A 23,276-nucleotide genomic window follows, 5' to 3' on the forward strand; every position below is an offset into this window, starting at 1 on the left:
CGCCCCTGCCTGCCCGTTCCCGGGAAGGACGCCCCCATGACCCGTACCCTGCGCCGTCATCGTCCGCACGCGAGCGGGGCCGTCCTGGCCGCCGTGGTCCTGCTCGCCACCTGCCTGATCCAGCTCACCCCATCGGCAGCGCCGGCCGCCGCGGCCCCGGGGGACGGCACGATCACGGGCGTGGCCAGCGGTCGCTGCGTCGACGTGCCCGGCGGCGCCACCGCCGACGGCACCGCAGTCATCCTCTGGGACTGCACCGGCGCCGCCAACCAGACCTGGACCCGACAGGCCGACAACACCATCCGCAACCGCGGCACGTGCCTCACCGCCGCGAGCACCACCAACGGCACCGCAGCCACCATCACCACCTGCGGCACCGCCACCAACCAACGATGGACGTACGACACCACAGCGAAAACCCTGCGCAACCAGGCCACCGGCACCTGCCTCGACGCCAACGGCGGCGGCACCACCAACAACACCGCAGTCATCCTCTGGACCTGCACCACAGCCACCAACCAGCAGTGGCGGGTGGCCGCCGCGGACTACCAGCCGCTGCTCGACGTGGGCTTCAGCGGCACCTTCACCTCCGCCACCGGCTACACCCCCTCGACCGGGGAGCTGGTCGACGGGCAGCTCACCCGGCTGGCCGGCAGTGAGGCGATCAGCGGGACGTCGGTCACGCTCACCGGCGGGGGCACCGGCATCGGGTTCTCCCCACGGATCCCGGTGACCAGCACCAAGTACGTCAACCGGAGCCTGTTGGCCGAGGCGGTGGTACGCCGCCAGAGCGGCGCCACCCTGACCTTCGACACGGTGCTCAGCCTCGCCGGTGGCGGCTACTTCCGGTACGCCAGCGGCTCGCAGACCACCACGGAGTTCGGCATGTACGGCCCGGACTCGCCGTACCACGACACCCGGCAGAGCGGGCCCAACCTGTCCGACACCCAGGACACCCACGTGGCGTTGGCCTACGAGTACGTGAGCGACACCTCGGCCCGGCTCGTCGCGTACGTCAACGGCTGCCAGGTGGGCAGCACCGTCACCACTCCGGTCGCCGCGGCCAACGCGTCGCAGGGCCTGCTGACCTTCGGCAACGACGCCGGAACCCGTAACCGTGGCTGGCACGGCACCGTGGACGCCATCGCGCTGGCGACGATGACCGGCGCCGCCGGCCCGGTCGACTTCCAGCTCGACGCGCCGGTCTGCGGCGGCACCCCGCCGCCACCCGGTTGCGCCGGCAATCCCGGCAGCAGCGGTCCGGTCACCCCGGCCACCGTCATCACCGTCGACAGGTGCGACACGCTCGACCGGATCCGGCAGAAGGCCGCCCAGGTCGTCCCGTCGGCCGCCCAGCTGGCCTGGCAACAACGGGAGCTGACGGCGTTCCTGCACTACGGCATGAACACCTTCACCGACGTCGAGTGGGGCAGCGGCAACGAGGATCCGGCCCTGTTCAACCCGACGGCGGTCGACCCGGCACAGTGGATGGACGTCCTCAAACGCAACGGGTTCAAGCAGGTCATCCTCACCGTCAAGCACCACGACGGCTTTCTGCTCTACCCGTCGCGGTACAGCACGCACTCGGTGCGCAGCAGCCCCTGGTGGGGCCGTACCGGCCAGAGCGACATCCTGCGGGCCACAGTCGACGCCGCCCGCTCGGCCGGTCTGGCCGTGGGCTTCTACCTCTCCCCCGCCGACGGCGCGGAGATCCCCGGCCGACGCGGTGGCGACCGGTTCGGCAACGGCAGCGCCAAGCGGGCGGTGAGCATCCCGACGCTCGTCGCCGGCGACACCCGCACCCCGACGCAGACGTACGCCTACCAGGCCGACGACTACAACGCCTACTTCCTCAACCAGCTCTACGAACTGCTCACCGAGTACGGGCCGATGGCCGAGGTGTGGTTCGACGGCGCCAACCCGTACACCGCGTACCCGCAGCCGTACCAGGTCGGCGACTGGTACCGACTGATCCGGGCGCTGCAACCGAACGCCACGATCGCGATCAACGGCCCGGACGTGCGCTGGGTCGGCTCGGAGTCCGGGGCGTTCCGGGCCGACGAGTGGAGCGCGCTGCCGTTCCGGGGCACCGATCCCGGCGCGCTGAACCGCGACGACGACCTGCTCGCCGGCGCCTCGTCGAGCGACCTGGGTTCCAGTGCGCTGATCGGCCGGAACCTGGGGACGGTCACGTACCTGTCGTGGTATCCGGCCGAGGCGGACGTGTCGATCCGGCCCGGCTGGTTCTGGCACTCCGGGCAGAACGGCTCGGTGAAGCAGCCGGCCGCGCTGATGCAGCTCTACGAGAACGCGGTGGGCCGCAACGCCAACCTGCTGCTCAACGTCCCGCCGAACCGGGCCGGTGTGATTGACGCGCCGGACGTCACAGCCCTCGACGGGTTCGGCACCGCCCAGCGCGCCCGGTACGGCCGGGAGCTGTTCGCCAGGGCGGGCGCGACCGGCACCCCCGCCGCCCTCACCGACACGGCACTGAACACGTACTGGTCGCCTTCGGGGGGTGCCACCACCGGCGCGGTCGAGCTGACCGCCTGCCGGGCCCGCACGTTCGACCGGCTCCTGGTGCAGGAATCGGTCGGCAGCGGCCAGCGCATCGAGGCGTTCGCCGTGGACGCCTGGATCAACGGCGGCTGGCAGCAGGTCGCCGCCGCCGGGACGGTCGGCTACAAGCGGATCGTGCCGCTGTCCACCGCCGTGACCAGCGACCGGCTGCGGCTGCGGGTCACCGCCGCGCGCGGCGTACCGCAGGTCGCGACGCTCACCGCGTACGCGACCGACAGCACCGCCAACCCGGCGTCCTGCTGATTTCCCCGCCCTATCCCGAGAGGAACGGTTCATGCGTCTTCGACGTATCAGCGTCACCGGAGCAGTGGGGGTCCTCGCCACCGCACTGCTGACCGTGCCGGCGACGCCGGCCTCGGCCGTACCGGGTGACCTACAGGTGATCCCGGCGCTGAAGCAGTGGACGGCGGGCACCGGCAGCTACACCTTCGGCGCCGCGACCCGGATCGTGGTGGACCCCGCCTACACCGCCCAACTCAACGACGACGCGGCCACGTTCGCCGCAGACCTGCGGGACCTGACCGGACGCACCGTGCCGGTCGCCACCGGAGCCGCCGCCACCGGCGACATCCGGCTGACCCTGGGCGGCAGCCAGCCCGCCGAGGGCTACACGATGACTGTCGGGTCGAGCATCGCCATCCAGGGCTCGACCGACGCTGGCGCCTTCTACGGCACCCGCACGGTGCTGCAACTGCTCAAGCAGTCGACAACGGTCCCGGCGGGGACGACAACCGACTCCCCGACCAAGTCCGAACGCGGTCTGATGGTCGACGTGGGCCGCAAGTACTTCACCGTCGACTGGCTCCGCCGGCACGTCAAGGAGCTCGCCTACCTGAAGATGAACCGGTTGCACCTGCACCTGTCCGACTCGCAGGGGTTCCGGCTGGAGAGCACCACCCACCCGGAGGCGATGTCGGAGCAGTACTACACCAAGCAGCAGATCCGCGACCTCATCGCCCTGGCCACCCAGTATCACATCGAGGTCGTGCCCGAGATCGACATGCCGGGCCACATGAACGCCATCCTGGAAGACCACCCGGACCTGCAACTCGCCGACACGGCGGGCAACCGCAACCCCTACTACCTCGACCTGTCCAAGCCGGGCGCGTACACCCTGGCCCGCGACCTCATCACCGAGTTCCTGCCGCTGTTCCCCGGCCGGTACTGGCACATCGGCGCGGACGAGTACATCGGCAACTACGCCGCCTACCCGCAGCTGTTGACGTACGCCCGCGCGACGTACGGGCCGAACGCCACCGCCAAGGACGCCTACTACGGCTTCATCAACTGGGCCAACGACATCGTCCGTGCCGGTGGCAAGACGACCCGGATGTGGAACGACGGAATCGGCACCGACGGCACCATCCGTCCGGCGTCGAACATCCACGTCGAGGTCTGGTACAACTACGGCATCTCGCCGCAGGCCCTGCTGGACCGCGGGCACACGATCTCCAACCAGGCGTGGAACCCCACCTACTACGTCCTCGGCGTCGGCAAACCAAACGTGACGTGGGGCTACGAGACCTGGAACCCGGATCTGTTCCAGGGCAACAACACCATCAACACCCCCTCGCGCAATCTCGGCACTGTCGTGCACGTCTGGTGCGACAACCCGAACGCCGAGACCGAGGAGCAGGTCACCGCGGGCATCCGGACGATCCTGCGGGTGGTGGCCCAGCAGACCTGGGGGTCGCCGAAGCCGGCCGCCACGTACACCGCCTTCAGCGTCATCATGGACCGCATCGGTCGGGCTCCCGGCGGCCCGGCGGCGACGACCGGCAGCCTGTCGCTCAACCGCCCGGTGACCGCGTCGTCGACCGAGACTCCCAGCTTCCCGGCCTCGGCGGCGGTGGACGGTGACCTCAGCACCCGCTGGTCGTCGGCCTACACCGACCCGAGCTGGATCCAGGTCGACCTCGGCAGCAGCCAGGAACTCTCCCGCGTCGCACTGCGCTGGGAGGCCGCCTACGCGAGGGCGTACCAGATTCAAACGTCGACCGACGGCACCACCTGGACCACCGCGGTGACCGTCACCGCCGGGGACGGCGGCCTCGACGAGCACGCGCTCAACACCACCGCCCGGTACGTGCGCATGCAGGGCACCGCACGGGCCACCACCTTCGGCTACTCCCTCTGGGAGTTCGAGGTCTACGGGCCGAAGAAGGGCACCATCACCGGCGCCGCCAGCAGCCGCTGCGTCGACATCCCCGGCAGCAACACCACGAACGGCACCGCGGTGAACCTCTGGGACTGCAACAGCGGACCCAACCAGACCTGGACCCACCGCAACGACGGCACCCTCACCGCCCTCGGCAAGTGCCTGGAACCGGCGAACGGAAGCGTCGCCGACGGCACCACGATCGTGATCAACGCCTGCACCAGCGCCACGACCCAGCGCTGGACCTACGACGCCACCTCGGGCAGCTACCGCACCGGCGGCAAGTGCCTCGACGCCAACGGCGGCGCGACCGCCAACGGCACCCGCCTCATCCTCTGGCCCTGCACCAACGGCGCCAACCAGCGCTGGAGCACCCCCACCGTCTGACCACCGATGGAGGCACGATGCAGCACGCCATGCCCCTGCCATCCTCATCGACAACACGGCCACGGCGGTTCGTCGTGCACACCATCGTCCTGGGTCTGATCGCCGGAGCCGTCGCGACGGTCGGGGGCCATCCGGCCCCGGCCGGCGCGGCGGTCCCGGCGGACCCGACCTACACCGACGCCGCCGGCCTGGTCTTCCCCGGCATCCAACCGGGCGCGGCGACGGCGTCGCTCTCCGGCGGCAGCTTCACCCTGGCCAACGCGGCGCTCTCGTCCACCTGGAGCGTGCAGGGCAGCACTGTGTCGCTCACCCGGTTCGACAACCGGGCAGCGAACGCGACAGTGCCGATGAGCCTGCGCGGGCTCTTCACCCTCACCCTGGCCGACGGCAGCACCATCACGACGGCGAACACGAGCGTCACCGCCGGCCCGGTGGTCAGCGACCTGGCGGCGAACGCCGGGTCGGCACGGCTCGCGGAACGCTTCGCCGGCAAGGCGGTCACCACCACCTTCCGGTACGGCGCCGGCACCCGGACACTCGACGTGCAGTGGCAGGTGCGGCTGCGCGGCGGGGCCAACTCCGTACAGCACAGCTTCACCGTGCGTTCGGTGGCCGGCACGTTCGACGTGACCTCCCTGCGCCTGGTGGAACTCGGCCTCACCAACGCGCGGGTCCTCGGCAGCGACGACGGCAGCCCGGTGGTGCACGGCGCGGCCGGCAGCGAGACGGTGTTCGTCGGCATCGAGAACCCGATGGCGAAGGCGACAGTGAACGGGTCCGCCGTCGACATCTCGGTGCCCCGCGCCGGTGACCTCACCACCGGCGCCTCGTGGGTCTACACCGCCTCCACCGGGGTCGCACCCGCCGGGCAGCTGCGCCGCTCGTTCCAGTACTACCTGCAACGCGAACGGGCCCACGACCGGCGGACGTTCCTGCACTACCAGAGCTGGCTGGACCTCAAGCCACCCGGCGAGGTCATCAACAGCGCCGAGCTGACCCGGGCCATCAACCTGTTCGGCACCCAGTTGCGTAACCGGGGGGCCACCATCGACAGCTTCTGGGTCGACGACGGCTGGGACTATCTGCGTACGCCCCAGGTCGACGAGACGAACCTGAACGTCTGGTCGTTCGACCCGACCCAGTTCCCCACCGGCTTCGCACCGCAGAAGGCCGCCGCCGCGCAGTACGGGGCCTCGATGTCGGTGTGGATGTCACCGTTCGGCGGGTACGGCACCAGCGCCGCCACCCGCCAGGCCATCAACGCGAGCAAACCCGCCGACCAGCGGTTGGAGACGCACAGCGGCGGCCAGTTCAAACTCGGCGGCGCCCGCTACCACGACCGGTTCCGGTCGGTCGCCTTCGACATGATGGACAACCAGGGGGTACGCGGCTTCAAGCTCGACGGCATCGGCGGCGGGCTCTACCAGTCCGGCCCGAACGCCAACTACATCGCCGACTACGAGGCCCTGCTCGGGCTGACCGGCGACCTGCGCGCGCACCAGAAGGACGTGTTCGTCAACGCCACGGTCGGCACCTGGGGCTCACCGTACTGGTTGTGGTTCACCGACTCGATCTGGCGCGACGGGCACGACGCCAGCCTGGTCGGCGCGGGCAGCGCGCAGCAGCGCTACGTCAACTACCGCGACTCGGAGACGTTCCGCAACAACGCCACGCAGAACCCGCTGTTCCCGATCCCGAGCCTGATGAACCACGGGATCATCTTCTCCGACCGCACCCCGCAGTTCACCGCCGACTACGACCTGACCAAGCCCAGTGTCCAGGCCGAGGTGTCGCAGGACATCCGTGCCTACTTCGCGCTCGGGCTGAGCCTTCAGGAGCTGTACGTCCGCAACACACTCGTCGACGCGAGCCGGCCGGGCGTGGCCTGGTTCTGGGACACCGTGGCGGCCAACGCCCGGTGGGCGCGGGCCAACCAGGGGTTGCTCAGCGACGTGCACTGGGTCGGCGGTGACCCGGCCGCCGGAGCGGTCTACGGCACCGCCGCCTGGAACTCCTCGGCCGGCGCGTCGAAGGGGATGCTCATGCTGCGTAACCCGGCGGCGTCCGCGCAGAGTTTCACCGTCAACCCGCAGACGGTCTTCGAGCTGCCCAGCGGGACCCACCAGCGGTACCGGTTCACCGAGCGCGACGGGCGGCGTACCGGCTTCGTGTCGGGTCCGGCCGCACCGGTGAACATCACCCTCGCACCGTTCGAGGTGGCCGTCTTCCAGGCCGCACCGACCGACGAGCCGATCGGTGGCGGGGACAGCCCGCAGCTGCCCCGCAGCCGGTGGACCGCGACTGCGGACAGCATCGAGACCGTCGGCGAGAACGGCGTCGCCGCCAACGCCATCGACGGCAACCCGGGCACCATCTGGCACACCCGCTACGTCGGCGGGGTCGCCCCCATGCCGCACCAGCTCACCATCGACCTCGGCCGCAGTTTCCGCGTCGACAGGCTCGACTACCTGCCCCGTCAGGACGGAGGCACCAACGGCACCATCGCCGACTACCAGATCCTGACCAGCGTCGACGGCACCACCTGGACGCAGGTCACCGCCGGCACCTTCGGCGCCGGCAGCACCCTGAAGACAGCGGTCTTCGCCCCCACCACGACCCGGTACGTGCGCCTGCGTACCACCCGCGCCGCGAACGGGGCCGGGTACGCCTCGGCCGCCGAGATCAACCTGTACGGATCGACGGCCTGACCGAATTCGCCGTCCCGGGGCGCCCCCTGTCGACGCCCCGGGACGGCAGCACCTGTCGCCCTCAGCGGGCGAGGACGTGGGCGAGGATCGCCATGCCGCCGACCGCCACCAACGCTCCGGCAGCAGCCAGCGGTGCCGCGCCGTCGGGACGCCCGAGCCCGGTGGGCAGCCGCACGGTGCGGTACCGGCGTCGCGCCACCGTGACCACCGCGACGGCCAGCGGCGCGCAGGCCAGCACGATCCCCGCGGCGAACGGACGAGTCGGCAGCAGCTCCCGGCCGACGGCCACCAGCACGGCGGCCGTCGCCAGCGCCGTGCGCAGCCATGCCAGCAGGGTGCGTTCGGCCTGCGCCCCCCGATCGGTGAGAAGCGGTGGATCCGTCACCTCAGCACCACGACATCAGATCAGCACCACGACGGCGATCGTCACGCCGGCCACGACCACCCCCACCGCCGACACGGCCACGACAGGTGTGGACGGCAGCGGCATCTGGAGCCGCAACGCCCGTTCGTTGCGGCTCCAGCGGGGGAACGCCTCGGCGGCCACCCCGACGGCGAGCACCGCGAGCACGACCGCCGCCCACTGCGAGCCGTCCGTACCGAAGGCCTTGACCGCCGCGGCGGCCACCATGAGACCCAGCGCGGTCCGCAGCCACGCGAGGAACGTGCGCTCGTTGGCGAGGGTGAACCTCGGGTCCGGCTCGGTGCCCACCCCGTAGACCCGGCGTGGCCAGCGGCGGTCGGCTCGTCCCGCCGACTCGTCAGTCACCCGGTGGCCGCTGCCGGCGGCTGCCAGGGCGTGTCACCACACTCCTGCTGGACGCGGGCGAGCTCGGCGGTGAGGGCCGCCCGGATCGGCGCGTACGCCGGGTCGTCGTAGACGCTGCGCATCTCCCACGGATCGGCCCGCAGGTCGAACAGCTCCCACTCCGGCTCCTGCGCCGTGTCGGAGGTGCCGGGCAGACCCAGCCCGTCGGCGTAGTAGTAGACGAGCTTGTGGTCGTGGGTGCGGACGCCGTAGTGCGCCCACACGTGGTGCTCGTCGTCGTCGTGCTCCCAGTAGCGGTAGTACACCGACTGCCGCCAGTCGTCCACGTCCTCGCCGCGCAGCAGCGGGCGCAGTGAGCGCCCCTGCATGCGGCTGTCGGCCGGGACGCCGGCGTAGTCGAGGAACGTCTGGGCGAAGTCGACGTTCATGGCGAGCGCGCCGGTGGTGGAGCCGGCCGGGATCTCCGCCGGGTAGCGGATGAGGAACGGCATGCGCAGCGATTCCTCGTACATGAACCGCTTGTCGTACCAGCCGTGGTCGCCGAGGAAGAAGCCCTGGTCGGACGTGTAGACGACGATCGTGTCGTCGGTCAGCCCGTGCTCGTCGAGGTAGTCGAGCAGGCGGCCCACGTTGTCGTCGACGCTGGCGACGCAGCGCAGGTAGTCCTTGATGTACCGCTGGTAGGTCCAGAGCGCCGCCTCGTCCGGGTCGAGGTGCGGCGGCAGCATCTCCTTGATGTCGTTGGCGGTCAGGTCCCGGTCCACCCGCATCCGGGCGGCCCGGGCGGCAGCGGCGTGCCCGGAGTGGTCGTCGTCGAACGAGCCCGGTACGGCCACGTCGTCGACGTACATGTCGCGGTGTTTGTCGTCGGGCTCCCAGTTGCGGTGCGGCGCCTTGTGGTGCACCAGCAGGCAGAAGGGCCGCTGCTGGTCGCGCTGATCGAGCCAGTCGACGGCCAGGTCGGTGATGATGTTCGTGCAGTAGCCGGTGCGGACCTGTTCGGTGCCGTCCATGCCGATGAACACGGGGTCGCGGTAGCGGCCCTGACCGGGCACGACCTCCCAGTAGTCGAAACCGCGGGGGTCGTGCTCCGGGCCGTGCCCGAGGTGCCACTTGCCGACCAGCGCGGTCTGGTAGCCGGCCCGGCGCAACAGCTCCGGGAAGACGAGCTGCCGGTTGTCGAACTCGGTCGACAACGTCTGCACGCCGTTGACGTGGTTGTAGGTGCCGGTGAGGATGGTGGCCCGGCTGGGCGCGCACAGGGAGTTGGTGCAGAAGCAGTTCTCCAGCAGGGCGCCACCGGTCGCGATGCGGTCGATGTGCGGCGTCTCGTTGATCTTGCTTCCGTAGGCGCCCACCGCGTGCGCGGCGTGGTCGTCGGCCATGATGAAGACGATGTTGGGCCGCACGGGTTGATCCCTTCTCACCGGACTCAGGACGCGTACGCGGCGGCGTCGTAGTAGGTGCTCGGGTCCACGACGTCCGGCAGCTTGCCGAGGTCCTTGAACAGGCCGTTGAGGCCGGTGAGCCAGCCCGCGACGGTACCGTCGGTGGACTTGGCGGCGAGTTCGGCCGACGGCAGGAACCGGGCGTTGTTGGCCTCGGCGCGGAGTTGCTCGACCGGCGCCGACTTGAGGAACTTCGCGGTGACCTCGACGGCGCGGTCCACGTTGGCCGCCCGCTCGTCGTTGGCGGCGCGCAGCACCGCGAGCACCTTCCTGACCAGCTCCGGCTTGCCGGTCACCACGTCGTTGCGCCCGACATAGGCGGACGGGAAGCTGATGTCCGGGTAGAAGTCGTCGTTCTTGGCCAGCTCGGCGAGGTTCGGGACCCGCTTCTTGATCGTGCCGATGAGCGGGTACCAGATGCCGGCGGCGTCGATCTGGCCGGACCCGAACGCGGTGACGACGGTGCTGGGATCCATCGTGACCTTCCTGACGTCGTCGATGGAGAGTCCGGCGCGTCGCAGGGCCAGCCGCACCATCATGTCGCCGGAGGTGCCCTCGGGTACGCCCACCTTCTTGCCCTTGAGCGCGGCCATGGAGGTGATGCCCGGCTGGGCGATGACCCGGTCGGCGAAGCCGAGCGAGTTGATGGCGATGACCCGGGCCTTGCCGGACGCCGGCAGCCACAGCGCGCCCGGACCGAGGTAGCCGAAGTCGAGGTCGCCCGCTCCGAGGGCCTGCACCTGGAGCGGCCCGTTGGTGAAGACCTTGAGGTCCGGCTTCAGGCCGTGCTGCGCCCAGAGCTTCTTGTCCTCGGCGATCGCCATCAGGCTCGCGCCGGTGAAGTCGGCGATGTAGCCCAGCTTCACCGGTTCGGTGGCCGAGCCGCCCGAACCGGACTTGTCGTCGTCGCCGCAGGCGGCGAGGGCCGCGGTGGCGCCGAGGCCGGCGATGCCGGCGAGCAGGGCGCGACGGGAGAGAGTGCTCATCGGGATGCACCTTCCTGAGGGGTCTGGTGGTAGACAGCGCGCCAGACCCGATTGCGGATCCGGGAGAATTCCGGGGAGAGGCGGACCGCTTCGGTCCGCGGGTAGGGCAGGTCGACGTCGATGACCTCGTGCACCCGGCCCGGCCGGGCCGCCATGACGACGACCCGGTTGGCGAGGTAGACGGCCTCGTCGACGTCGTGGGTGATGAACAGGACGGTCCGTCGCTCGGAGCCCCAGGTGGCCAGCAGCTGATCCTGCATCTGCACCCGGGTGAGGGCGTCGAGGGCGCCGAAGGGCTCGTCCATGAGCAGGACGCCCGGGTCGACGGCGTACGCGCGGGCGATGGCGCACCGCTGCCGCATCCCACCGGACAGCATGCGGGGCAGCGCGTCGGCGAAGTCGGTCAGGCCCACGAGGTCGATGAAGTGCTGCGCCCGTCGGCGCCGTTCGGCCCGCCCCACCTTGGCGATCCGGAGACCGAACTCGACGTTCTCGCGCACGGTGAGCCAGGGGAACAGCGCGTACTGCTGGAAGATGACGCCGCGTTCCGGGCCGGGCCCCCGCACCTGTCGTGCGTCGACGAGCACCTCGCCGCCGGTGGGTTCGACGAGGCCGGCGGCGATGTTCATCAGCGTCGACTTGCCGCAGCCGGACGGCCCGACCACTGTGACGAACTCCCGGTCGGCGATGTCCAGGTCGACGTCGCGCAACGCGTGGAACGGCTTGCCGCCCACCTCGAACGTGCGGCTGGTGGAGCGGAAGGAGATCTTCTCGGTCATCGGCGTTCCTGCCATCCGGTGAGGCGCTTCTCGGCGGCGAGCAGGAGCCGATCCATGACCAGGCCGAGCACACCGATGGTGATCAGGCCGACGAAGATGCTCGGCAGGTCGTAGTAGATCTGCGCCTGCTGCATCCGGTAGCCGAGGCCCTCCTGCGCGGCGATCAACTCGGCGGCGACGAGTGTCGCCCAGGCCGCGCCGAGGCCGACGCGCATGCCGACCAGGATGAACGGGGTGGACGCGGGGACCACCACCCGGCGGAACACCACCGCGTCGTTGGCGCCGAGCACCCGGGCAGCGTTGATCATGGTTTTGTCGACGTTCACCACGCCCTGGAACGTCGACACGACGCAGGACAGGAACGCGGCGAGGAAGATGACGAAGATCTTCGGGGTCTCCCCGATGCCCATGAGCAGGATGGCCAGCGGGATGACGGCCAGGGGCGGGATCGTGCGGAAGAACTGCACGTAGGGCTCGATCAGCCCGCGTGCCGTCCCGTACCAGCCCATGAGGAAGCCGACCGGGATCGCAAGGGCACTGCCGAGCGCGAAACCGATGAGCACCCGACGCAGGCTGGCGAGGCTGTCGTCGAGGAGGGTGCCGTCCATCGCCAGCTCACCGGCGCGGACGGCGACCTCCTGCGGTCCCGGGAGGCCCGAGACCCCGATCTGTGCCAGCACGGTCCAGATGCCGATGCCCAGCACGACGGCGATCACGTTCCACACCAGCAGCGGTACGGCGCGGCGCTGCGGCGACGCCGCGGTGGTCTCCGACCCTCGGGGTGGGGACGGTTGAACGTCTATCGCCACGGTGGTGCTCCGTAGCCCAGCTCGGACATGGGGCCCCTTTCCGGTCGGCGGCGCTGAAGGTAAGCGAATCTTTGGTGACTCGACGAATCATGTCAACCCTTCGGACTAAAAAGCCCGAGCTGGGAGCGCCGCGGCGTTTCATAAGATGTCAGACCTCTGGCCCGCAGCCTAGGGCTGGCCGCGCCATGTGACAACGCCCGGCCGGCATACCCGTTTATTGTCCGGCCCATTGACTAAATTGAACGGCTTGACCAGACTGCGGCTACCCGAGCCACCAGTCTCCCGGCGAGCCGGGCGACGGACGAAGGAGTCCCATGTCGATTCCGCGCTCCCGCCACACCCCTGGATCCCGACGCCGCCTGAGCGCGGCGAAGCTCGCCGTGGTGGTCACCGCGTCGCTGCTCGCGCCGCTTCCGGCCGGCACGCCGGCCATGGCCGCGCCGGTGAACCTGGCCCGCACCGGCACCGCCACCGCGTCGAGCGTCGAACTCGACCGCGCCGACTTCGTCGCCGCACACGTCAAGGACGGCGACCGCAGCACCAGGTGGTCGTCGAAGTACCAGGACGACAGCTGGGTCCAGGTACGGCTGGCCAGCGCCGCCCGGGTCGACCACGTGACGCTGACCTGGCCCAACGCGTGCGCCCGCGACTTCTCCCTGCAGACGTCGACCGACGGCGTCGCGTGGACCACAGTGACCCGCCTCCAGCGCGACACCTGCCCCCGCACCGACGTCATCGCGGTCAACTCGTCCCAGCCGGTGTCCTACGTACGGATGCAGGGCCACCAGCGATGGGCCGGTTACGGCTACTCGATCTCCGAGTTCGAGATCTGGGACGGCACCGAGCCGGCACCGGCACCCTCGCTGGGCCTGCTGCCCAAGCCGGTGTCGCTCGCGGAGAACGGCGGCACGCCGTACACCCTGAACCCGAGCACACCGATCGTCGCGGTCGGATCGCCGGCGACAGCACCTGCCACCTACCTCGCCGGGCTGCTCCGCCCCGCCACCGGGTACGCCCTGCCGGTGGTCACCCAGAGCACCGCGCCCGCGCCCATCGTCGTGGAGGTGGGGGCCGGCAAGGGTCCGGCCGGCCACGCCGCCGAGGGGTACCGGTTGGTCGTCACCAGCGGCACGGTCCGGATCAGCGCCGACACGGCGAACGGCGCGCTCAACGGGGTGCAGACGCTGCGGCAACTCCTGCCCCAGTGGGTGGAGTCCGACACCGTCGTGAGCACCGCGTGGACGGTGCCGGCGGTGACCATCACCGACTACCCGCGCTTCGCCCACCGCGCGATGATGCTCGACGTCGCCCGCAGCTTCTACCCGGTGAACGAGATCAAGGCGTACATCGACAGCGCCGCGCAATACAAGATCAATCGTCTGCACCTGCACCTGACCGACGACCAGGGCTGGCGGATCGCCATCGACAACCCGGCGAGCAACCCGGCGGGCATCGACTACGGCCGGCTCACCTCGGTCAGCGGACGCACCGCCATGACCTACAACGACAGCGGTCAACTGATGGGCACCGAGCTGGGTGTCACCGGCTTCTACACCCGGGCCGACTACGCCGAGATCGTGCGCTACGCCGGACTGAACGGCATGACGGTCATCCCGGAGATCGACATGCCGGGGCACACCAACGCGGCGCTGCACGCCATCCCCCAGATGAACACCGCCGGCGCCCAGCCCAAGCCGGCGTCCGGCCAGCAGACCGCGCCGGCCAACGGCACCGGCAACGTCGGCTACTCGACGCTCGACTCCGCCAGCGCGACGACGTACGAGTTCGCCACGCAGGTCCTGACCCAGATCGCCGCCATGACGCCGGGGCCCTACCTGCACATCGGCGGCGACGAGGCGCACGTGACCAGCCACGCGAACTACACCACGATGGTCGACGCCTTCACCGCGACTGTCGCGTCGCTCGGCAAGACAGTGGTCGGCTGGAACGAGTACGCCGGCACGGCGCTGCCGCAGGGCAACGCGGTGGTGCAGTACTGGAACGGCGACCGCACGGCGGTGGCCAACGCGGTGAACGGCCGCGGCGCCCGGGTCGTCCTCTCCCCCGCCGCCCACACGTACGTGCCGCAGAAGCAGGATTCCCGCCAGCCGCTCGGCGGCACCTGGGCGTGCGGTGGACCGTGCGGGCTGGACCGCCACTACAACTGGGACCCGGGCACCTTCATCCCGAACATCGCCGAGACCAGCGTGCTCGGGGTCGAATCGGCCCTGTGGGGCGAGTTCATCCGCCGCGTCGGCCAGGCGCAGTACTACAGCTTCCCGCGCCTCATCGCCACCGCTGAGGTGGGGTGGACGCCGCAGGCGCAGCGCGACTACGCCGACTTCACCACCCGCCTGTCCGTGGCCGGGGGACGGTTGACCGTCGAGGGCGTCAACTTCTTCCCCACCGCCGACGTGCCGTGGCGCCACCAGGCGATCGGCCGGCCCACCGCCGTCGTCGTCGGCGCACCGGCCGGCGCCACCTGGACGATCACCGCCCCCGGGCTCCGCAGCACCGACCTGGCCGCCACGATCACCTGGAGCGACGGCCGGGTGGAGGCGTTGACGCCCACCGCGACGCGCGAGCCGAGCATCCCGGCGATGCAGATCAACAGCGCGTTCGCCGTGGTGTCCCGGCGCACGTTCGGCGCGGCGGGGACGTACACCGGGACGTTGTCCGTGCGGTCGGCCTGGCTGGCCCCGGTCCAGGCGGCCCTGAGCGTCACCGTCCGCGCCAGCTGACCGCCGGCCGGCGCCGCCACCTCACCACGTGGCGGCGCCGGCCACCGCGCCGTACGTTGCCGCGACGACACCCGGAGGCAGGCGTCGGTCATGATGGTGCCGTGATCGAACGCCCGGATGCCATGCAACGCGTGCGGCTGGCGCACACGGAGGCCCTGCTGGCCCAGCTCCGCAGCGCCGGCCCGCTCAGTCGGGCCGACCTCATCCGGCTGACCGGGCTATCGCGCACCACCCTCTTCGACATCATCGCCGACCTCATCGCCCGCGGTGTGGTCGTCGAGCGGGAACCCGCGCTGTCCGGCCACCGGGGCCGGGGACGGCCGTCCACGACAGTCAGCCTCAACCCGTCCGCCGGCCGCATCGTCGGCATCGACCTCGGCCGGGCGACGATCACCGTCATCGTCGCCACACTGGGGCACGACATCCTGGCCCGGGGCAGCCGCCCCGTCGCGCTGGCGGCGGGGCCGGCCCGGCGGGCCAACGCCGCGATCAAGCTGATCGACGACCTCGTGCAGGAGCACGACATCGACCTGCGGGCGCTGGAGGCGATCGGCCTCGGCCTGCCCGGCCTGGTGGCCGGCCCGGCTCGTCCGGCGGGCGGCGCCAGCCCGTCGGCGGCCGCCAAGCAGGTCCGCGCGCGGATCCAGGACCGGTACGGCGTCGCCGTCGTCACCGACAACAACTCGCGGCTGGCCGCGCTCGCCGAGGGCACCTGGGGAGCGGCACGCGACGTGCGGGACGCCATCTACGTCCGGTGGAGTGACGGCGTCGGTGGCGGCCTCATCGTCGATGGCCGGCTCGCCCGCGGGGCGAACGGCGCGGCTGGCGAGATCGGCCACGTCAGCGTGGATCCCGACGGGGACCCGTGCCCGTGCGGTGGCCGCGGGTGCCTGGAACTGCTGATCCGTCCGTCGGTGCTCATCGAGCGCTGCGCCGCCCGGGGCGTGACCGTCAGCGACCCGGCCGACCTGGTGGCGCGGGCCCGCGCCGGCGAGCCGACAGTCGAGGACGTGGTGCGGCACGCCGCGACGCTGCTCGGTCGCGTGCTGGCGGGCATGGTGGTGCAGGTGGATCCGGGCACGGTGGCCATCGGCGGCACCCTGGCCCACGCCGGCGAGGTGGTGCTCGGGCCGGTCCGCGCGGCGATCGCCGAACTGGCGATGCCCCGACACACCCGCCACCCGGACGTCGTGCCGGCCCAGTTCGGCGACGAGGGCGGTGCCCTCGGCGCCGTCGCGGCCGCCCTGCGGCTCAACCTGTCCGAGCCGGCACCCGCCTTCCCCGCCTAGAAGCGGGCCCTGGGAAGGAGCGTGAGCAGCCGCTCGACGTTGTCGGTCACCGCGTCCCGGCCGGCCGCGAGGTATCGGCGCGGGTCGCGGGAGTGCGGCACGGCGGCGCGGACCGCGTCGGTGAACGCCACGTTGAGGGCCGTACCGACGTTGATCTTCACCATGCCACGGGTGACCGCGGCGCGGATCTGCTCCAGCGGCACCCCGGAGGAGCCGTGCAGGACCAGGGGCACCGGTACGGCGTCGCGGATCGCGGCCACCAGGTCGAGATCCAGCGAGGCGGTCCGGTCGACCATCGCGTGGGAGCTGCCCACCGCGACCGCGAGGGCGTCGACGCCGGTCTCGGCGACGTAGCGGGCGGCCTCGGCCGGGTCGGTGCGGACCCCGGCGGTGTGGGCGCTCGCCGGGGCGTCCGGTTTACCGCCGACGTAGCCGAGTTCCGCCTCCACCCACAGCCGGTGGTCGTGCGCCCACTCGGTCGCCTTGCGGGTGGCGGCCACGTTCGCGGCGTACGGCAGCGTGGACGCGTCGACCATCACGGAGCTGAATCCGGCGTCGGCCGCCTGCTCCAGCAGGGTGGTGTCCTCGACGTGGTCCAGGTGCAGCGACAGGGTGGCGCTGGAACGCCAGGCGACCTCGGCCGTCGCCGCCGCGATGGCGGACACGCCGGAGTGGTAGCGCGCGGCGTTCTGACTGATCTGCAGGATCGCGGGACGACCGGCACGCTCCGCCGCGGCGGCGATCGCCTGGGCGTACTCGATCGTGATCACGTTGAACGCGAGCACGCCGGTACCGGCGGCCCGGGCCGCCGCTACCAGGTCGGCGGTGGGAACGAGGGTCATCGACGGTCCTCAGGCGACCGGCGCGGTCAGGACGACGGACCGGGTGAGCAGCCGGGGCTGGTCCGGGTGCAGGCCGCGACGCACGGCGAGTTCCACGGCGAGGCGCTGCGCGGTCGTGAGGTGCGCCATGGCGTCGATGTCCTCGTGCACCACGATCGCCCCGGTGGCGGCCAGGTCGTCGAGGAGGCCCGGCACCACCGGCCCGAAGATCCAGACCACCGACCGGTGGTCCACCACGCTGATCGGACCGTGCCGGAACTCCATCGCCGGGTACGACTCGGCCCACATCTGCGCCGCTTCCCGCAGCTTGAGGGCCGCCTCGTGCGCCACGCCCACCGTCCAGCCGGTGCCGAGGAAGGTGAACTGGTCCCTACCGACCACTGCCGGGTCGAGTGGTGTGGCCAGCTGGGTGCGCGCCTGGTCGATGGCCTGGGTGAGGTCCTCGCCGAGACCGGCACGCCAGAGGGCGAGCGCGGTAGTGGCGAAGCGGGTCTGCACCACCGACTGCTCGTCGGCGAAGTCGAGGACGACGCAGTCGCTCACGAGCCGGGTCACCGGCCGGTCGGCGTCGGTGGTGAGCACTGTCGAGCGGCTGCCGGGCGGCACCTGCTCAAGGAGCCGGATCACCTCGGTGGTGGTGCCGGAACGGGTGATGGCGACCACGCGGTCGTACCGTCGCCCGGTGGGGAACTCCGACGCGGCGAAGGCGTCGGTCTCACCCTGGCCGGCCGACTCCCGCAGCGCCGCGAAACTCTGCGCCATGAAGTACGACGTGCCGCAGCCCACGACGGCGACCCGTTCGCCCGGTTGGGGCAGGGCCCGCGCCACGGCCGGTCGGGCGACCAGATCCACGGCGCGACGCCACGTCTCGGGCTGGGAGGTTATCTCGGAGGCGACGTGCGACACGGTTCCTGCTCTCTGTCGGTGTGGTGCTCGTGCAGTTCGTCGACAGTGGTTCCGGGCAGCAGCCGGGAAGCCACGGCGTCGTCGTACTCGCCTGCCCACGGGCAGGCGACGGCGGCCGCCGAGACGGCCGCGCCTCGGGCGAGGACGTCCCGCCAGGGCGCGCGGGTGAGGAGCCCGTGCGCGAGCACTGCCGCGAGGGCGTCGCCGGCGCCGGTCGGGTTGCCGGCCACCCGTTCGGGCGCGCGGGCGTCGTAGGCGGTCCCGCCGTTGACCGCCACGAACCCGTCCGCGCCACGGGACACGACGCCGGCGTCGGCGCCGAGCCGGACGAGCCGGTGCGCCACCTCGACGGCGTCGTCGCGGGTGCGCACCGGGCGGCCGAGCAGATCCGCAGCCTCGTGGGCGTTGGGTTTCACCAGCGTCGGGGTGGCGGTGAGCGCGTGGCGGAGCGCGGCACCCTCGGTGTCCACGATGGTCTCGGCACCGCCGGCCCGCGCGATGGTGACGAGATCGCGGTACGCGGTCTCGGGGACGCCGGGTGGCCGGCTGCCGGACAGCACCACCACCCGGGCCGCCCGGACCCGCTGGGCGAACACGTCCCGGAACGCCACCCACTGGGCGGCGGTGACGTACGGACCTGGTTCGTTGAGGACTGTCGCCGTATCCCGCCCGAGGACGGTGACCGTGCGGCGGGTCTCCGCGTCGAGGCGGGTGAACTGAGCCGGTACGCCGGCGGTCGCCAACTCGGCCTCGATCTGCTCGCCGGCGGCGCCGCCGGCCAGGCCGAGGACCATCGTCTCGGCGCCCAACTGCCGCAGCACCCGGGCCACGTTCAGGCCCTTGCCGCCGGCGCGGGAGACCACGTCCGTCACCCGGTGGGAGGCGTCCGGCACCAGGTCGGGCACGGTGTAGGTGACGTCCAGGGCCGGATTGAGCGCCACCGAGATGATCAGCTCGCCGGGCATCCCGGACTCCGGCGGACCGCCGTCCAGGTCTCGTTTCATGTCCGCCTCTTCCGACGATGCCGGCAACACGAGCGCGCATGATCTGTCATGACGCCCAAGCGCCAGAATCACTCACGATGTTGCAGACACTAGGATCTGGCATCGGCGGCGTCAAGGTCGGTCCCGAGCGCTCACACGCGCTCACGGCCTCCGTTGGCACCAACATCCAGGAAGCCACAGCGTGCTGGCAGGTCCGCGTGCCACGCTCGAACCCCAGTTAAAAGTTGCACCAACTTGCACGGCCCCGCGAGACCGGCGGCCGGAGCGCCGCCGGTAACGGCGGCCGAGAGCCGGGAACCCCTCCCTTGACGGGCGTCGATATCCCTCGTAAGTTCGTCCGACATCAGACGTAGGACAATCCCCCCGCTGTCCGAAGGACCACCCATGACCACACGACTCCCCCGCCGCGCGGTCGCACTGGCGGGCGCCGCCGGTGCCCTCGCCGCAGTCGTTCCGCCCGGCCGCGCCGATGCCGCGATCGCCTCGACGTCCCTCCCGGTGCTCGGCGTCTCCGACGACTGGAACGCCGTCCTCGCCCGTACGCCTCAGGTGCAGCTCGCACCCGGCGCCACGTACACCCTCACCGCGCCGGTCGCCCTGCCCGACCGCTGTCTCATCGTCGGCAACGGCGCGACGGTGACCGTTGCCAACGACCAGACCGGCGCACTGTCCATCATGGGCCGCAGCGGTGTCACCATCAGCGGCGTCCACTTCCTCGGCCGCCAGGCCAGCCCGGTCGGCACCGCGCCACAGTTCGCGCACGTCGCCGTCCGGATCAGCCGCAGCACCGGCGTACGCATCCTGGACTGCGACTTCACGAACTGGCGCGGCGCCGGCCTGGCGATCACCGGCTCGACCGCCGACGACTACTTCGGCTACCGGCTCAAGGTCAGCGGCAACGCCTTTCACCGCTGCTACTTCGGCGTCTCGCTGGCCGACCGCAGTGAGTACTCGCAGTTGACCGCGAACAGCTTCACCTCGTGCCGACTCGCCATCTGGAACTCGTCGGGGAACTGGACGATCAACGGCAACATCACCGTCGGCTGCTACGGCGCCTACTACTCGTTCGCCCAGACCAGCCCGTACGGTGCGCTCGCCGGTGACAACTGGGGGCACGGCAGCCTGACCGGCAACACCTTCAACCACTGCAACGGCGGCGTCCCCGTGCGCTGGAGCACCGCCCTGTCGTTTCCGATCGGCGCGACAGTCCGCGACCCGGGCACCGGTGTGGTCGTCGACGGTGTCCTGCCACCGACCTTCACCGGCAACACCCTCTGGTACAGCGACGTCCGTGCCACGAACCTGCTCGGCACCCGCTGGCTGCTGTCCGGGTGCACGCTCTCCAACCTCGCCGTCACCTGCGCCGGCACCGCGCCGGTGCACCTGGTCGGCACGCAGTCCAACAGCGGCACCGCGCCCCTGTTGCAGGGCAACGTCAAGGACCTCCTACCGCTCTGACCGATCGGGGTACGCGACAGTGATCTCATCCCGCAAGCGGCTTCCTTCTCTCGTACTCGCCTCAGTGCTGGCCGGCGTGGGGCTCGGAGTCCCGACGCCGGCGCAGGCGGCAGCCAACCCGGCACCCCAGGTCGCGCCGAGCGTCCGGGAGTGGACCGGCGGCACCGGCACGTACACGCTGACCCCGTCGTCCCGGATCCTGGTGGACCCCGTGTCCGGCGCCCAGTTGTCGTCGGCCGCGACGTCGCTGCGCGTCGACCTCGGCGCGGTGAGCGGCGTGGACGTACCTGTCGTCTCGTCGGCGACGCCCGGGACCGGCGACATCCTGCTCACCCTGGCGAGCACCGACGCCGGCATCGGCGACCAGGGCTACCTGCTGACCGCCGGCCCGACAGTCGTGGTCCGCGCGAACGCGGCGGCCGGCGTGTACTACGGCACCCAGACCCTGCTGCAAATGATCAAGCAGAGCGCGACGAGGACGACAGTGCCGGCGGGAGCGATCCGGGACTATCCGCAGTACCGGGACCGGGGGGTGATGCTCGACGTCGGCCGGCACTTCTACGAGATGGACTACCTGGAGAACCTGCTCCGCCGGATGGCGTGGCTACGCCTGAACACGTTGCGCCTGCACCTCACCGAGTGGAACGGCTTCCGGCTGCGCAGCGACAGGTACCCGGGTCTGGCGTCGGCCCAGTCCTACAGCAAGGCCGACCTGCGCCGGTTGCAGGACGTCGCCAAGCGCTACCACATCACCATCGTTCCCGAGATCGACCTGCCGGGTCACGCGACCGCGATGACGAGGTACGACCCGACGATGCGGTTCAGCTGCGCGTCGATGGACTACGCGCCCTGGCCGGGCGGGTCGAACGGCGGCTGGACGCTGAACCTGACCAAGGAGAACGCCCGCACGTTCGTGATGAACCTGCTGTCGGAGTTCGTGCCGCTGTTCGACGGTCCGTACTTCCACATCGGCGGCGACGAGTACCAGACCGACAGCGCCAAGAACGCATGCCCCGAGCTGGTCAGCTACGCGCAGGCGCGGGGCTTCGCGTACCCCGGTGACGTCTTCACCGAGTTCATGAACCTGATGAACGACAAGGTGCGCTCGTACGGCAAGACGGCCCAGCTGTGGAACTGGTGGGAGACGAACGGCCAGCAGACCAGCATCAAGCCGGCGACCAGCATCGTCCTCACCCCGTACACCGGGTCGCTCAGCTACTTCTACAACCTGGGCTACACCGTGGTCGGCGTGCCGGAGGGCACCCTGTACGTGACGCCCGGCCTGAACCTCTACGTCAACACGAAGAACGTCTACGAGAGCTGGACGCCGGACACCAACGCCAAGGTCAACGGCTACCAGATGGCCCGCTGGTCGGACGCTGTGGAGTACCAGAGCGACGAGTGGTTCGACCAGTACGCCAAGCGGCCGGCCGAGGTCCTGGCCGAGCGCCTGTGGGGCGGGCCACGGTCGAGCACCGTGGAGGCGTTCTTCGCCCGCGTGGACGCGATCGGGGACGCCCCGGGCGTGCCGAGCGTGGTCCAGGTCAACGACAACACCGTGGGGACCGGCGACAACCAGTTCAGCTACTCGGGCACGTGGTCCTACGGGGCCGGCGGCACCCAGCAGTTCCAGCGCGACGACCACTACAGCAGCACGCTCGACAGCGCCTACCAGGTGCGGTTCACCGGCAACAAGATCAAGCTCTTCGTGGCCCGGGCGCCGAACCACGGCCGGGCGGGCGTCTCGATCGACGGCGGTCCGGAGACTGTCGTCGACCTGTACTCCCCCACCCGGGTGGACCAGTCGATGGTCTTCACCAGCGGACCGCTCGCGCAGGGCTCGCACGTCCTGAAGGTGCGGGTGCTGAACAGCAAGAACGCGAACTCATCCGGTACGGCGGTCACGGCGGACAAGGTCGAGGTGTCCACGGCGGCGACCCCGGCCGCCGCCTTCGACCCGTCGACCGAGTACCGCGTGGTCAACCGCAACAGCGCCAAGGTGCTCGAGGTGCCGGCGGGCAGCGGGGACGGCGGCGGTGCCGTCCAGTGGTCGGGCAACGGCGGGGCGCACCAACGCTGGACGCTCGTCGAGGCCGGCGGCGGCTACCACCGCATCGTCAACCGCAGCAGCGGCAAGGTGCTGGACGTCTCGGGCTCGTCCACCGCCGACGGGGCGAGCGTCGTGCAGTGGACCTACCACGGCGGCGCGAACCAACTGTGGAGCGTCATCCCGGTCGGCACGTACTTCAAGATCATCAACAGAGGTTCCGGCAAGGCGCTCACCGTCGCCAACGCCGCGACCACCGACGGCGCGGCCGTCGTCCAGTCGACCTACCGCGGAGGTACCGAACAGCAATGGACCATCACCCGATGAACTGCCGATCGAGGGCGCCACGGGGCGCGCTGGCCCGG

At 70.9% G+C, this 23,276-nt stretch carries 16 protein-coding genes; 7 read left to right on the forward strand and 9 right to left on the reverse strand.

All coding sequences use genetic code 11. From position 1 onward, the window contains the following. Nucleotides 1–36 precede the first annotated feature (36 nt). From AB0B97_RS20555 to AB0B97_RS20565, 3 genes are all read left to right on the forward strand, one after another. On the forward strand, nt 37–2,823 hold the full coding sequence (locus AB0B97_RS20555; protein ID WP_357495532.1) for an alpha-L-fucosidase: 2,787 nt from the start codon (nt 37–39) through the stop codon (nt 2,821–2,823). Between the two features lie 31 nt (nt 2,824–2,854). Then, entirely contained in the window at nt 2,855–5,125 is a 2,271-nt protein-coding gene (locus AB0B97_RS20560) for a family 20 glycosylhydrolase (RefSeq protein WP_357495534.1), read from the forward strand. 74 nt (nt 5,126–5,199) lie between these two features. Beyond that, nucleotides 5,200–7,833 (forward strand): discoidin domain-containing protein, encoded by a 2,634-nt coding sequence (locus AB0B97_RS20565; protein WP_357495536.1) that lies wholly within the window; start codon nt 5,200–5,202, stop codon nt 7,831–7,833. 61 nt (nt 7,834–7,894) lie between these two features. Here the strand turns inward: AB0B97_RS20565 and AB0B97_RS20570 are convergent, their stop codons facing one another. Genes AB0B97_RS20570 through AB0B97_RS20595 form a run of 6 tightly spaced genes read right to left on the reverse strand, consistent with a single transcriptional unit; the run spans nt 7,895 to nt 12,624 of the window. Continuing rightward, complete coding sequence (locus AB0B97_RS20570) at nt 7,895–8,218, reverse strand: DUF202 domain-containing protein (protein WP_357495538.1); 324 nt, start codon at nt 8,216–8,218, stop codon at nt 7,895–7,897. A gap of 15 nt (nt 8,219–8,233) precedes the next feature. After that, a complete protein-coding gene (locus AB0B97_RS20575) occupies nt 8,234–8,602 on the reverse strand; it encodes a DUF202 domain-containing protein (protein WP_357495540.1) in 369 nt (122 codons plus the stop codon). Beyond that, a complete protein-coding gene (locus AB0B97_RS20580; RefSeq protein ID WP_357495542.1) occupies nt 8,599–10,011 on the reverse strand; it encodes a sulfatase in 1,413 nt (470 codons plus the stop codon). Before AB0B97_RS20580 ends, AB0B97_RS20575 begins: the two co-directional genes overlap by 4 nt. A gap of 23 nt (nt 10,012–10,034) precedes the next feature. Continuing rightward, a complete protein-coding gene (locus tag AB0B97_RS20585; RefSeq protein ID WP_357495544.1) occupies nt 10,035–11,036 on the reverse strand; it encodes an aliphatic sulfonate ABC transporter substrate-binding protein in 1,002 nt (333 codons plus the stop codon). Then, nucleotides 11,033–11,815 (reverse strand): ABC transporter ATP-binding protein, encoded by a 783-nt coding sequence (locus AB0B97_RS20590; RefSeq protein WP_357495546.1) that lies wholly within the window; start codon nt 11,813–11,815, stop codon nt 11,033–11,035. Before AB0B97_RS20590 ends, AB0B97_RS20585 begins: the two co-directional genes overlap by 4 nt. Then, nucleotides 11,812–12,624: an ABC transporter permease gene (locus tag AB0B97_RS20595; RefSeq protein WP_234581667.1), complete on the reverse strand. Its 813-nt coding sequence runs from the start codon at nt 12,622–12,624 to the stop codon at nt 11,812–11,814. Before AB0B97_RS20595 ends, AB0B97_RS20590 begins: the two co-directional genes overlap by 4 nt. Nucleotides 12,625–12,938: 314 nt before the next feature. Here AB0B97_RS20595 and AB0B97_RS20600 point away from each other — a divergent pair, with 314 nt between their 5' ends. Continuing rightward, a complete protein-coding gene (locus AB0B97_RS20600) occupies nt 12,939–15,365 on the forward strand; it encodes a family 20 glycosylhydrolase (protein ID WP_357495549.1) in 2,427 nt (808 codons plus the stop codon). 101 nt (nt 15,366–15,466) lie between these two features. Next, entirely contained in the window at nt 15,467–16,654 is a 1,188-nt protein-coding gene (locus tag AB0B97_RS20605; protein ID WP_357495551.1) for an ROK family transcriptional regulator, read from the forward strand. On the opposite strand, the gene AB0B97_RS20610 is transcribed toward AB0B97_RS20605, so the two are convergent. Genes AB0B97_RS20610 through AB0B97_RS20620 form a run of 3 tightly spaced genes read right to left on the reverse strand, consistent with a single transcriptional unit; the run spans nt 16,651 to nt 19,406 of the window. Then, nucleotides 16,651–17,496, reverse strand: coding sequence for a class II fructose-bisphosphate aldolase (locus tag AB0B97_RS20610; RefSeq protein ID WP_357495553.1), 846 nt, complete (start codon nt 17,494–17,496; stop codon nt 16,651–16,653). The genes AB0B97_RS20605 and AB0B97_RS20610 overlap by 4 nt on opposite strands. A 9-nt stretch (nt 17,497–17,505) precedes the next feature. Beyond that, entirely contained in the window at nt 17,506–18,402 is an 897-nt protein-coding gene (locus AB0B97_RS20615; protein ID WP_234581663.1) for an SIS domain-containing protein, read from the reverse strand. Beyond that, nucleotides 18,378–19,406 (reverse strand): 1-phosphofructokinase family hexose kinase, encoded by a 1,029-nt coding sequence (locus AB0B97_RS20620; RefSeq protein WP_357495556.1) that lies wholly within the window; start codon nt 19,404–19,406, stop codon nt 18,378–18,380. The genes AB0B97_RS20615 and AB0B97_RS20620 overlap by 25 nt, the downstream gene beginning before the upstream one ends. A 384-nt stretch (nt 19,407–19,790) precedes the next feature. On the opposite strand from AB0B97_RS20620, the gene AB0B97_RS20625 reads away from it, so the two are divergent. Together AB0B97_RS20625 and AB0B97_RS20630 are read left to right on the forward strand one after the other, a co-directional pair. Continuing rightward, nucleotides 19,791–20,864, forward strand: coding sequence for a right-handed parallel beta-helix repeat-containing protein (locus tag AB0B97_RS20625; protein WP_357495558.1), 1,074 nt, complete (start codon nt 19,791–19,793; stop codon nt 20,862–20,864). A 76-nt stretch (nt 20,865–20,940) separates the two neighbouring features. Further along, nucleotides 20,941–23,238, forward strand: a complete 2,298-nt coding sequence (locus AB0B97_RS20630; RefSeq protein WP_357495560.1) for a family 20 glycosylhydrolase — start codon at nt 20,941–20,943, stop codon at nt 23,236–23,238. Nucleotides 23,239–23,276: the final 38 nt, after the last annotated feature.

It is taken from the genome of Micromonospora sp. NPDC049004 (assembly GCF_040649315.1).
Classification (GTDB): domain Bacteria; phylum Actinomycetota; class Actinomycetes; order Mycobacteriales; family Micromonosporaceae; genus Micromonospora.

Excerpts from the sequence above, each read along its gene's own strand:
- AB0B97_RS20590 (WP_357495546.1), bottom strand. The coding sequence starts at position 11,815 with ATGACCGAGAAGATCTCCTTCCGCTCCACCAGCCGCACGTTCGAGGTG.
- AB0B97_RS20600 (WP_357495549.1), top strand. The coding sequence starts at position 12,939 with ATGTCGATTCCGCGCTCCCGCCACACCCCTGGATCCCGACGCCGCCTG.
- AB0B97_RS20585 (WP_357495544.1), bottom strand. The coding sequence starts at position 11,036 with ATGAGCACTCTCTCCCGTCGCGCCCTGCTCGCCGGCATCGCCGGCCTC.
- AB0B97_RS20560 (WP_357495534.1), top strand. The coding sequence starts at position 2,855 with ATGCGTCTTCGACGTATCAGCGTCACCGGAGCAGTGGGGGTCCTCGCC.
- AB0B97_RS20555 (WP_357495532.1), top strand. The coding sequence starts at position 37 with ATGACCCGTACCCTGCGCCGTCATCGTCCGCACGCGAGCGGGGCCGTC.
- AB0B97_RS20625 (WP_357495558.1), top strand. The coding sequence starts at position 19,791 with ATGACCACACGACTCCCCCGCCGCGCGGTCGCACTGGCGGGCGCCGCC.
- AB0B97_RS20610 (WP_357495553.1), bottom strand. The coding sequence starts at position 17,496 with ATGACCCTCGTTCCCACCGCCGACCTGGTAGCGGCGGCCCGGGCCGCC.
- AB0B97_RS20620 (WP_357495556.1), bottom strand. The coding sequence starts at position 19,406 with ATGAAACGAGACCTGGACGGCGGTCCGCCGGAGTCCGGGATGCCCGGC.